The 12,450-nt window shown below is 49.0% G+C and carries 11 protein-coding genes; 10 read left to right on the top strand and 1 reads right to left on the bottom strand.

Going from position 1 to position 12,450, the window contains the following annotated elements; genetic code table 11:
• Positions 1-21: 21 nt before the first annotated feature.
• From BLQ36_RS04550 to BLQ36_RS04560, 3 genes are all read left to right on the top strand, one after another.
• Positions 22-1,068 (top strand): ABC transporter substrate-binding protein, encoded by a 1,047-nt coding sequence (locus tag BLQ36_RS04550; RefSeq protein ID WP_074514206.1) that lies wholly within the window; start codon positions 22-24, stop codon positions 1,066-1,068.
• Positions 1,069-1,403: 335 nt separating this feature from the next.
• On the top strand, positions 1,404-3,134 hold the full coding sequence (locus BLQ36_RS04555; RefSeq protein WP_074514207.1) for a sensor histidine kinase: 1,731 nt from the start codon (positions 1,404-1,406) through the stop codon (positions 3,132-3,134).
• Positions 3,112-3,906 carry a response regulator transcription factor gene (locus BLQ36_RS04560; RefSeq protein ID WP_074514209.1) on the top strand — a complete coding sequence of 265 codons (795 nt, stop codon included), beginning with the start codon at positions 3,112-3,114 and terminating at the stop codon, positions 3,904-3,906. Before BLQ36_RS04555 ends, BLQ36_RS04560 begins: the two co-directional genes overlap by 23 nt.
• 53 nt (positions 3,907-3,959) lie before the next feature.
• Here the strand turns inward: BLQ36_RS04560 and BLQ36_RS04565 are convergent, their stop codons facing one another.
• Positions 3,960-5,303, bottom strand: coding sequence for an MFS transporter (locus BLQ36_RS04565; RefSeq protein ID WP_074514210.1), 1,344 nt, complete (start codon positions 5,301-5,303; stop codon positions 3,960-3,962).
• Between the two features lie 205 nt (positions 5,304-5,508).
• Between BLQ36_RS04565 and BLQ36_RS04570 the strand changes: the two genes are divergently transcribed.
• The 7 genes from BLQ36_RS04570 (at position 5,509) to rbsK (ending at position 12,307) form a co-directional block, all read left to right on the top strand.
• A complete protein-coding gene (locus BLQ36_RS04570) occupies positions 5,509-6,921 on the top strand; it encodes a GDSL-type esterase/lipase family protein (RefSeq protein WP_074514212.1) in 1,413 nt (470 codons plus the stop codon).
• 87 nt (positions 6,922-7,008) lie between these two features.
• Entirely contained in the window at positions 7,009-7,680 is a 672-nt protein-coding gene (locus BLQ36_RS04575; protein WP_074514213.1) for a hypothetical protein, read from the top strand.
• A 299-nt stretch (positions 7,681-7,979) separates the two neighbouring features.
• Positions 7,980-8,375, top strand: a complete 396-nt coding sequence (gene rbsD / locus BLQ36_RS04580) for a D-ribose pyranase (protein ID WP_074514215.1) — start codon at positions 7,980-7,982, stop codon at positions 8,373-8,375.
• Between the two features lie 15 nt (positions 8,376-8,390).
• Positions 8,391-9,395, top strand: coding sequence for a LacI family DNA-binding transcriptional regulator (locus BLQ36_RS04585; RefSeq protein ID WP_074514216.1), 1,005 nt, complete (start codon positions 8,391-8,393; stop codon positions 9,393-9,395).
• Between the two features lie 23 nt (positions 9,396-9,418).
• Positions 9,419-10,762 (top strand): L-fucose:H+ symporter permease, encoded by a 1,344-nt coding sequence (gene fucP / locus BLQ36_RS04590; protein ID WP_074514217.1) that lies wholly within the window; start codon positions 9,419-9,421, stop codon positions 10,760-10,762.
• On the top strand, positions 10,743-11,363 hold the full coding sequence (locus BLQ36_RS04595) for a DUF4867 family protein (protein WP_081342223.1): 621 nt from the start codon (positions 10,743-10,745) through the stop codon (positions 11,361-11,363). Before fucP ends, BLQ36_RS04595 begins: the two co-directional genes overlap by 20 nt.
• 29 nt (positions 11,364-11,392) lie before the next feature.
• Positions 11,393-12,307, top strand: a complete 915-nt coding sequence (gene rbsK, locus BLQ36_RS04600) for a ribokinase (RefSeq protein ID WP_074514220.1) — start codon at positions 11,393-11,395, stop codon at positions 12,305-12,307.
• Positions 12,308-12,450 lie beyond the last annotated feature (143 nt).

Genomic DNA, 12,450 nt, shown 5'->3' on the forward strand with positions numbered 1-12,450 from the left:
GGAACAAAGGAGGAATTATTCATGAAACTCAAAAAGATTATTGCTACGCTCTTGGGCGCAGCAATGCTGACTACCTGCTTTGCCGGCTGTGGCGGTGACAAACAGGCTGCCAAGGGTTCGGCAGGAAGTGGCGATGACGAAAACAAGATTGTCATTTACTGCCCGCATCCGCTGTCCTTTATCAATCCGCTCGTGGAAGAGTTTGAAAAGGAAAGCGGCGTCAAAGTTGAAGTTGTGGCAGCCGGTACTGGTGAGCTGTTAAAACGCGTGGAATCTGAGAAAGCCAATCCGCTGGCCGATATCTTCTGGGGCGGTTCCCTTTCGACGATGAAACCGAAAGCTGACCTTTTTGAGCAGTATAAATCGGTCAACGAAGACCATATCCAGCAGGCATTCAAGAACGAAGAGGGTTCCATCACCCGTTTTACGGATATCCCAAGTGTCATCATGGTCAATACCGACCTCATCGGCGACATCAAGGTTGAGGGGTATGAGGACCTCCTGAATCCGGCTCTCAAGGGCAAAATTGCCATGGCTGACCCGTCAAAATCTTCGTCCTCCTATGAGCATCTCATCAACATGCTCTATGCAATGGGCAAAGGCAATCCGGACAACGGCTGGGACTACATCAAGAAATTCTGTGCTAACCTCGATGGCAAACTCCTTTCCGGTTCCTCGGCAGTTTACAAAGGCGTAGCGGATGGTGAATATGCTGTAGGCTGCACCTTCGAAGAAGGTGGCGCAAAATATGTCGCCGATGGTGCTCATGTAAAACTCGTTTACATGAAAGAGGGCGTTATCTCCAAACCAGACGGCATCTACATCATAAAAAATGCCAAACACATGGAAAATGCTAAGAAGTTTATCGATTTCATCACGAGCAAGAATGCACAGACCCTGATTACGCAGAAACTGCATCGCCGCAGTGTCCGCGATGACGTCCCGGCACCAGTTGGCCTCCTGGAAAAATCGCAGATCAACACGATTACGGACAATGAGGAAGTCGTCAACAAGAACAAGAAATCCTGGCTGGATAAATTCAAAGATATCTTCACTAGCGTACAGTAACATTAAAAAAATCAAAAGATGGTGTTTTCATGTTTTTGTATATGAAAACACCATCTTTCGATTTTGGCTGATAATAATAGAGAAATATAAGTTAAAACAAATCATAAGAAAGGGGATTTGCTTATCATAAATATGGTGATTTTGCGAAAAAGTCGAAAAAAGATAGAGATGAGCTTTGTAAAACAAATGGATTGGCTCCATAAATGCTTGGAATGCAGCAAAATCATCAGCTATATGGTGTAGTTATGCAGGTTGTTTTGGTATAACTTTAAGGATAGCGTTGCTGGTGACAATACGATATAATAAGAACAAAGACGAAACTATGGGAGGGCGACATGCGGCATAGATTTCAAGATGAGGTCAGAGGGGCACTGGTAAAATATGCTTTGGTTCCGGTCTTTGTTCTAGCTGTCGTAGGATCGGTGCTGATGCTGTTGAGTTGGAAGCATTATGTAACCGATGCGAACCACGAGCAGCGCGAGATGGTAACCGATGTCATGCATGGCATTTTTTCCGATTATTGGCGTCGGACTGAGCAGGCAGTGGCAACATTGTCGGCGGAAGCAGACCTTAGAGAATGGCAGGTAAATCCGGGGAAGCGGGCCGAAATCTATCAGTATCTCTATCATGAGGTAAATATTGCCCACGATGGGACGCAGTTTTATCTGGTGGATACCCAGGGAAATATCCTGCTGGGGAGTCAGGAGACGCTGCCGATGGCGATGCAGCCCTTCCATCAGGAGTGGGGAATCCTCCATCGCATGAGCGAGGGGAAAGGTGAGCCGGTAGTGGAGTTTGTAAGCCGGGGGGATACCGGACGGCATGATTTGCTTATCGGACAGGCTGTGGTGTATCAAGGACAGCTGGAGGGCTGGTTTTTCTTTCTGATTCCAGGGGGTTATCTGGAAAATAACATCGTCTCGGGCAATACAGACTTTATTTTGGCCGATTCCTTTGGCAATGCGCAGATTGTGACGGGCGCGGCTGGGGCCGTAAGGATGGGGAAGGTGACGGAGCCTTTTGTCTCGGCTGAAAATGGCTTGGTGCAGGTGCGGAATCGGGAATACTATGTGACCAGCGAATCGGTTCCGCCGGTGGAATCGGTACAGGGCTACCGGGTCTATGCCATATCGCCGGTAACGGATTTGCTGCTGCGTTATGCCCTCGGTGCAGGTATCCTTTTGGGAATCGTGCTGATTATGGTGCCCATCATCCTGGTTAGTGCCCGGCGTGAGAGTTTGGCTCGTTCCCAGGCAGTAAATGATCTGGTGGATGCGTTTGCGGCAGTCAAAGAGGGGCGGCTGAACAATCAGCTGGAGGTTCATGCGGGCAGTGACCTGGCGATTATCGAGGAGGAATATAACCGTATGACGGAAAGCCTGCAGAAGCTTATCCGCCAGAATGAAGAGGAGACACGGGCTTCGGTTATTTCCGAGGTGCGGCAGCTGGAATCCCAGTTCAATCCTCATTTTTTGTTCAATACGCTGGAAAATATCAAGTTCATGGTAAAGATGGACAGTGAGGCTGCCATGAAGATGATTCACGCCCTTTCCGCCCTGCTTCGCTACAGTCTTCATGAGGAAACCCGCCGGGTGAAACTGGCCAAGGACATCGAGTACCTTCACAGCTATATGGAGATTCAGCAGTATCGCTTTGGTGAACGGCTTCACTATAGTGAGTTTATCGATGAAGCCGTAAGGAATTGTCTGATTCCCAAGCTGTTGTTTCAGCCGGTGTTAGAAAATGCCATCAAATACGGCGAAGATGATGATGGGCGGATTGAAGTGCGTTTGAGTGTTACGGTGATGGAGGAGGATTTGCTGGTCATTGTGGAGGATAAAGGCCTGGGGATGTCGAAAACTGTATTTGACCATTTGCAGCAGCTCCTGCGTGAGGGGGAGAACAACACAGTGCATAAGGGCGTCTATAATGTCCATCGCCGCATTCAGCTGATGTTTGGCATGGATTATGGCGTGAAACTCAGTCAGCCGCCAGCGGGCGGCATGCGGGTGGAGATGCGGCTGCCGAGACAGGAGGGGGATCATGTTAAAACTTTATATCGCTGAGGATGAGGAAATCATCCGTCGTGGCCTTATTTGTACGGTGGATTGGCTGCGGCTCGGCGTCAAAGTGGTAGGCGATGCGCCCGATGGCCGGACGGCACTCGCAGGAATCCGTGAGACCAAGCCCGATGTCGTGCTGACGGATATCAAGATGCCCCGCATGGACGGCCTGGCACTGGCTCGGGAATTGCAGGCCGAGCACAATCACGCAAAAGTCATTTTTCTGACCAGTTATGCTGATTTTGACTATGCGCAGGAAGCGGTACGCCTGCAAGCTGCCGATTATCTGCTAAAGCCTATTGATGAAAACGTGCTGGCCCAAGTGCTGAGACGGCTGGAAAATGCCAAGGAGGAGCCGCTGCCAGAGGAAACTGGCCCTGTGGATGGGGATGGAAAAAACTGGACGGATGAACTCATACGCGAATATCACAGTGGCAATCCCTATGTGAAGCATGTTTTGGCGGCCATCAAGCGTGGCTATCAGGGGAAAATGAGCATTGAGATGCTGGCGGCTGAGCAGGGAGTGTCGATGAGTTATCTTTCGCGGAAAATCAAGGAAGAGACTGGCCTGACATTTGGCTGTCTGCTGGCCCGGTACCGGCTCAAAAAGAGTCTTGAACTTTTGGCGGCGGGAACCTGGCGGGTTTACGAGGTGGCCGAACAGACAGGCTTTGGCGACTATAAAAATTATTGCATCGTGTTTAAAAAATACCTGCACACGACGCCTAAAGCGTTTATGCAGCAGGTAGCTGGCGGTTTGAAGCTGGAGGAATAAAGGCATAACAAAAGACCAACCCGGTGGGTTGGTCTTTTGTTATGCTTAATATATCAGGACTCCAGAACGGTTTCGAGTTCTTCAAGAGTCTTTTGTTTGCTTTCCTTGCCAAGGCCGATGACGATGGCTGATACGATGATGAGGACGGAGGCAAACATCATGAAGATGGTGTTCATGCCCATGGCGTTTCCGAGCATGAGGCCGACCAGCATCGGGGCAATCATGCCGCCGATGCGGCCAAAACCAGCGGCCCAGCCACTACCAAGAGCGCGGATGGTGGTGGGATATTGTTCCGGCGTGTAGGTGTAGATGACGCCCCAGGCTCCGAGGTTAAAGAAACTCATGGCTGCACCCCAGGCGAGAAGCGACGATGCGTCAGATGCATTGCCGAAGAAGAAACTGCAAATACCTGAGAGCAGCAGGAACAGCGACAGCGTGTATTTGCGGCCGATGATATCAACGAGCCAGGCGGCGGCATAGTATCCCGGCAACTGTGCCAGCGTCATAATCAGAACGTATTCGAAGGTTTTGACTACGGCAAAGCCCTGGGCATAGACGATGGAGGGCAGCCACATGAAGATGCCATAGTAGCTGAAGACAATGCCGAACCAGGCGAGCCAGAGCATTGCGGTCCGGGTGCGGAAGGGCTTGGTCCAAAGGGTGGCAAATTTCGGTGCCGCAGCGGAATTCTTGCCCTTTTCCGTATCGCTGAGTTCTGCCGCAAAGGGTTGGCTGTTGACCTGCAGTTTTGCTTCCAGGTCAAGGATAATCTGCTTGGCATCGTCGATGCGGTTTTGGGAAATTAGATACCGGATGGATTCCGGCATGTGCAGGCGAATCAAAAAGACATAGAGGGCTGGAAGGGTGCCGATGGCAAAGGCGATTTTCCAACCGAAGGCCGGGATCAACAGATAGGCGATGCAGGCGGCAACGAGCCAGCCGATGCCCCAGAAGCTTTCGAGGAGGACGATAAAGCGGCCGCGCAGATGAGAGGGAGCATACTCGCTCATAAGCGTTGCGGCTACGGGCAGTTCGCCGCCGAGGCCAAAGCCGACCAGGAAGCGGAAGAACAGCAGGGACTCATAGCTCCAGGAAAGAGCACACATGCCGGTGGAAAGGCTGTAAAGCAGTACCGTAATGGTAAATACTTTTTTGCGGCCGATGCGGTCGGCCAGCGTTCCTGCCAGCACAGCCCCGAGGGCCATGCCGATGAGTCCGATGGAACCAATCCAGCCAACCTGGGCTGGGGTAAGGCTCCATTCTTTAGCCAGTACCGGTAGGACAAAGGCGATGAGCCCTGTATCCATGGAGTCAAAGAGCCAGCCGAGGCCAGTGATGAATAGAAGCTTATACTGGAAAGAACCTACAGGAAGTTGTTCCAAGCGTTCAAGTATCATGCGATAAAACCTCTTTTCGTAAAAATCGTCAGTTTACTACTGACAAGACAGTTGATGCTTCTGTATTATAAACTGTCTTGTCACATAGGGCAAGTATTTCGGCAGGAAAAGTTTTTCTCGTTGGCAAAATAGGATCAATGGCGTTATAATAATGGATGTTGTCAATTGGAAAGAAGATAGTTAGGATGGAGTTTTAGACAATATCATGAAGATAGAGCTGAGTAACAAGAAATGGCTGTTGATAGGAACCTTTTGCCTGGCGGCTGGTCTGGTGACGGAGACGACGGCAGCGGCTGCCGTGACGAATCCGGTGACGAGGCGTGTGATTCAAAAGTCCTCATCGTCACCAAGGGTTATCGCCTTTGGCAAAGCGGAGGAAAAGACAGCACCGGCAAAAACAGTGGACGAAAACCAGGTGAAGCCTATGGCAATGAGAATCGGAAAAATCCGTTTGATTTGGCCGGAGCGGCCAAGTGCGGTACAGTATCAGGTGGTGGTGCTGCGTTCCGCCCAGGATGTGGAGGCCAACATCGCCTTGACGAAGGAACAGATTTTTACCAATGGCGTGGATTTGGATTTGAGCCGCTTCGGGGAGGAAGCGGGCAAGTTCTATTGGAAGGTCTGCGCCTTGGATTATAATGGCAATCCTATCGGTCATTTTTCTAAACCCCAGCCCATCTTGGAGGGCAGTGAGCTGAATCCTATCGCGCCCAAACCGACTACCCAGTTTGAGCAGATGGATTATGCACCGGTTTATCCCGTGTATTCTTGGATTCCCACCGATGGGGCCAAACACCATGAAGTTCAGGTGTACCGTTCAACCCCCGATGGCGATACACTGGTTCATACCCTGCGGGCTGGCACCTATGATGTTTATGAAGACGGCGGCTATACGACGCCGGGAAAATATTATTGGCGGGTTCGGGCGGTAGATGCATACGGGTATGGAATCAGTGAGTGGTCCGGCAAGAAGTATTTTACGGTCACGGCCCCCACGCCGATTGCGGCCTTGGGCGACAGCATTACCCATGGCGGTGGTGCTATGTCCGTGCCGCCGGGGTATCTGCTCTACGATTGGGAGACATATTGCAGCGTGCCGGTAAAGAATATCGGCTTTAGTGGCAACACGACGGGGGATATGCTCGAACGCTTTGAGCGGGATGTACTGCCGTTTTCGCCGCGGGTGCTGGTCATCATGGGCGGCGTCAATGACTATCGCGCCGGCACTAACGGCTGGCATATCGTACAGAATCTCAAGGCGATTAAGGAGAAATGCGATGCCTACGGAATCATTCCAGTATTTTTGACGCCGACGCCAATCAATCCGCCGCTGATGGTCAAACGGGCCCATACGGAGCAGCCGCCCTATGATTGGAAAACCCATCAGGATTATGTAAACGATTGGGTTATGCAGCAGCCTTACCATTTGGATATCGCCTCGATGTTAGCTGACAGCAGTGGTTGGCTCAATGCCAGCTATACGACCGATGGCCTTCATCCGGATTATTTCGGCAAGAAGTATATCGGTGAGCAGGTAGGTCTGTATCTGAAACAGCATTTCCCTTGGATTACCAATACGCTGACGAAAAAGCCAGTTCCCCAGTATATGGGGCATTGAGCCGGAATTGACCGGTCAAATTCATTTTTTCTACAGGCAGGCATGATAAAGTAGGAAAGAGATTGTGGTGATTGAGAGGATGGTATCATGCCCATGAAAAATATCATGCTGATTCTATTGCTGCTGCTATTGGCAGCTGGTGGTGGCATCGGCTATACCTATCAAGCAGAACGCACACCGGAATATGCCTTGGAGCAGTTGGTGGATGGTATCAAATCCCGGGACTATGATAAGGTCAAAAAATATGCCGACGTGGACCGCCTCATCACGAGCACTTACGATGAGAGCACCACGATTCTGGCCGACAATATACAGGCGCTTCACGAAACCTATCCCCAGGATTGGTTCTTCCGTCATGATACGGCGTTTATGAAGAATTATATTGCCGAGCGCCGGAGTGACGATATCGTTTTTATCCAGCGGTCGTTGGAATTCTACATGGACCAAAAGCTGATGCCCATCAGCCGCAGCGATGGACAGGCTAAGTGGGTTTCTGACGAGATGGGAAAGTTTGAGGATAGCTATTCGGCAGAGTTGAAGTCCGTGCAGAAAAAGGACAAGCAGGCCATTGCAGTCTTTAATATAACTGGCAGTGAGGATTCCTATGGCAAATTGGTTCCGCAGTTGGTGATAACAGCGGAATTGGAGCAGCAGTCAGACGGTCACTGGCAGGTAGTCCATATTGCCAATATCGAAGAGGCCTTTTACCCGGTGGTCAAGGGAATCGAGGATTATTGGACGCTGCAGGGCTGGCAGTAAAGAAATAAGTGATAAGGCTGGAACAAAACGTCAAAGTTTTGTTCCAGCCTTTTTTATACTAAAAATACATATAAAATTTTAGATAAATGTTTATATGTATTTTTAGTGTTTTGTCGTGAGATACTGTGGTTTGATGAATATTTTTCGGATAATCTAGATAAAAATCGATAAACAAATACAAAATACTATTGATTTTGTTTACATAAAACATTATAATGTGTTTTGTAAATAAAAAATATATAAATTGATGGCCGAAAATTTATGTATGAAACTTGACGAAAGCAAGGGGGTACATGATAATGAAAAAAAGAGGAGTTTTGAATGCACAGTTGTCTGCCTGCATTGCTGCCCTGGGACATAAAGATATGTTCATGATAGGTGATGCTGGTATGCCGATACCGCCGGGGGTTGAAGTGGTGGATTTGGCGGTATGCCAAGGGGTGCCGACATTTCGGCAGGTTATGGATGCTGTGCTGGAGGAAGCAGCTGTTGAGGGGTGTTATCTGGCTGATGAAATCCGTGAGAATAATCCGGAACTTCATGACTATATCCAAAAGAAACTCGGATCGATAGAATATGAATATATGCCGCATGAAGCATTGAAGGAATTGTCTGGACGAGCGCGATTCGCCATCCGGACAGGGGAATTTACTCCATATCCCAATGTTATCCTGCGGGCAGGTGTAGTCTTTTAAGCAGGAGTGATAAAGGTGAAGGTTAACATCAAGAAGATTAGTGAATTGTCCGGTTTTTCTCCGGCGACGGTATCCAATGCCCTGAATAATAAAAAAGGGGTCAACCATGAAACAGCTATGCAGATCCTGGCCATTGCCAAAGAATATGGATATATTTCCGAGAATAAAATTAAATGCATAAAGCTGGTGTCTTATCACGACAGTGGCAAAATTGTTTCGGATGCACCGTTCTTTAATAATCTTCTTGAAAGCGTTTCCAATTCTTGCCGTGACGAGGGCATGGATATGAAAGTTGTGAACTTGTACCGGCGGGAGGCGGATTATGCCCAGCAAGTAGAATTGCTGCTGCAGGACACATCCGCAGCTATCCTGCTGGTGGGAACTGAATTATCAGAGGAAGACGCGAAAGCCTTTGCTGAGACGAAAATGCCGCTGGTTTTGCTGGATTGCAGTTTCGATAATCTGCCCTTCCATTCGGTATTAATGGAAAATGAGAATTCTACGAAACAAGCAGTGAATTACCTGATCGAGCTTGGTCACAAGAAGATTGGTTATCTTCGCAGTGAGGTAACCTCGCGGAATTTTCAGGAACGATTTGCCGGTTACGAACAAGCGATGCGCCAGCATGGATTAGCGGTAGAAAAGAAATATTGCCCTGGGATACCCGTATCGATTACTGGTGCTTATGAGACTTTTGGCAAGCTGCTGGAGGAAGGCCGGGAATTGCCGACGGCATTTTTGGCTGACAACGATATGATTGCCCTGGGGGTTATGCAGGCGTTGCAGAAATATCAGGTAAGGATTCCCGAAGATATTTCGGTAGTGGGCTTTGACGATATTGAGTTTAGCCGGGTATTTGCGCCGGGACTTACAACAATCAAAGTGCATACGAAGGAACTGGGCGAGCTTGCTGTAGAAAAATTGTTGGGGCTGATTAGAAGGCCCCAGTGTGTGCATACCAGAACGCAAATGTATACGCAGCTGGTGGTTCGCGGCAGTACCGCGCCACTGGAAAAATGAGCTAAAATTAGGAGGAGTTTGTTATGCTTCTTGGAAATCGTGACGATATCGTCCAATATGACAATGGTTACATCAGCAAAATTCCTATTTTTCAGTTTATCCTATTAAGCTGCCTGGTGCCGCTTTGGGCGGCGGCAGCCAGCTTAAATGATGTACTTATTACGCAGTTTAAGAGTGTTTTTGCCTTGAGCGATTTTGCCAGTGCTTTGGTTCAAAGTGCCTTTTATAGCGGTTACTTTCTGATTTCGATTCCGGCTTCGATGGTCATTCGCAAAACAACTTACAAGACGGCTATCCTTTGCGGACTGGGATTCTATATTGCGGGTTGCTGTCTGTTTTTCCCGGCATCGCATATGGCTACGTATACGATGTTCCTGTTTGCGATTTTTGCCATTGCGATTGGTCTCGGTTTCCTGGAAACTTCGGTCAATACGTACAGTACGATGTTAGGTCCACAGGAGACGGCGACGCTCCGCTTGAATATTAGCCAGACGTTTCAGCCTATCGGCTCTATCAGCGGCATCCTGCTGGGCAAGTATCTTATTTTCCAAGAGGGCGAGTCAATGGCTTCCCAGCTGGCTGGAATGGATGCTGTACAGGCAGCGGCCTATAAAATGGAAATGTTGCAGCATACACTGGAACCGTATCATGCAATGATTTATGTGTTACTGGCGATTTTTGCTTTGTTTGCTGTTACGGCCTATCCGAAGTGCAAGGTTAAGAGTGCTTCGACTGAGGGGATCCCGAGTATTGGCCGTACCCTTTCGTATCTGGCGAAGAATACCCGTTTCCAAAGAGGTATCGTGGCGCAGTTCCTTTATGTTGGTATGCAGGTCGCCGTTTGGTCCTTTACGATTCGTTTGGCGCTTCACTTGGACCCTTCCATCAATGAACGGACGGCGGCAAATTATATGGTGGTAAGCTTTATTTTCTTCTTTGTGGGGAAATTTGTTGCCAACTTCTTGATGACGAAGTTTTCGGCCAATCGCGTATTGAAAATTTATGCGCTGATTGGTATTGTCGATATTCTTTACACGGCATTGGTTCCGGGTATGACGGCCCTTTATGGCGCTGTATTGGCAAGTTTCCTGTTCGGGCCGTGTTGGGCAACAATTTACGCGCGTACCTTGGATGCGGTGGAGAAAAAATACACCGAGACTGCTGGCGCTATTATTGTCATGTCCATTGTCGGTGGTGCATTCGTTCCGGCTATCCAAGGTTATGTTTCGGATGTAACGGGTTCGATGCAGTTATCTTTCATCATTAACGTTCTTTGCTTTGCTTTTATTGGCTGGTATTTCCACAAGGAGCATAAGCTGGAGACAGAGGATGAGGAGGCGCTGGTCGTTGCAAACCATAACGCATGAAAATTTTCGTCAGTATGGCAGAATCCTGCCGTTGGATTTGAGTGATTTTGTGGCTCGCATGAGAGCCAGGGAGTCAGTTCCAGAAGGAGAAGTCATTTACGAAGCTTCTGTTCCGGACTTAGAGAAAATGGCTCTTTTCCATACGCTGCAACAGGAAGTGTTTGGCGGGATTCCAACAGAATTGGGGCATTGCAGCGGATGGAATCATAAACTCAATGGACTGGAATATCATCGTTCGTCAGAGATCGATTTAGCAGCTACGGACCTTGTCCTGATGCTGGGGCGCCAGCAGGACATTGATTGGGATACGTATACTTATGATACGTCAAAAGTGGAGTGCTTCAGGATTCCGGCAGGAACAGCGGTGGAGCTTTATGCGACGACGCTCCATTTCGCTCCTGGCAGCGTTGGCTATGCGGAATTTCGCATGGGGGTAGCGCTGCCGCGCGGAACAAATGAAACATTGGCTGAACCTGCAGCGGGCAGTGGAGAAAACCGGCTACTGATGAATAAGAATAAATGGCTGCTGGCTCATGAAGAGAGCGGCCTGCAAAAACAAGGGGCGTGGATTGGACTGCGTGGAGAAAACATAACGGTCTGACCGGGAACCGCCGGAGGAGAGAAATTATCATGAAGAATGTGTTAGTGGTTGGCAGCCTGAATATGGATTTCGATGTGTATATGGAAAGACGCCCGTTACCGGGGGAAACGGTAATGGCCAAAAATCTTAAATTGGTCCCGGGCGGTAAAGGGGCCAATCAGGCGTATGCTTTGGGAAAACTGGGTGTAAAAACGGCGATGGTTGGCGCTGTGGGAAAGGATTCTTTTGGCCAGCAAATGCTGGAAAATCTGCATAGTGTGTGTGTGGATACGGCTGGGATACTGGTCTCAGAGACTTCAGAAACGGGGAAGGCTTTTATCGAAGTAGAGGATAACGGCCAGAATAGTATCAGTGTGATAGCTGGTGCGAATTATGAGGTGGATGGGAAGCTGATCCGCGAAAACCGTCATTTGTTTGAAGCGGCTGATGTGGTAGTTATGCAGCTGGAAATCCCCCTGCCGGCCGTAATTGAAGCTGCTCAATTAGCACGAGAATGCGGGAAGATGGTCGTTATAGACCCAGCACCAGCAAAAGCAGATTTTCCCGCGGAGTTGTATCCGCTGATTGATATCACAAAACCAAATGAAACCGAACTGTCGGTTTTGACCGGAATGCCGACCGATACGGAAGAACAGGTAATTGCTGCGGCGCGAAGTCTTACGGCCAAGGGCGTGGGCGCGGTTCTGGTAACCCTGGGCGGCAATGGAACGATGCTGGTTACGAATGAACGGCTGCAGACTTTCCCGGCGTATAAAGTCAAAGCAGTTGATACGACAGCAGCCGGGGATTGTTTCTTGGCGGCATTTCTGAGTGCCTTTGATGGGGAAAATTATGCGGATGCCATCGATTTTGCGGCTCGGGCATCGGCTATTGCCGTCACGCGCCCCGGGGCACAAACCTCGATTCCGAATTGTGAGGAGATACAGGCTTTTCGCGTTTCTTGATTCGGCTTTTTCTTAGGGAGTAATTGTTGCAAAGGGCAGGGAATCATCCTAGTGATGATTCTCTGCCCTTCTTTTTTTATTGCTTAAATTTATAAAATTCTGTTAAATGCAGGATTATAGGGGATGATGTCGAACTGATATAA

The organism is Selenomonas sp. WCT3 (assembly GCA_900100835.1).
Classification (GTDB): Bacteria; Bacillota; Negativicutes; order Selenomonadales; family Selenomonadaceae; genus Selenomonas_A; species Selenomonas_A ruminantium_E.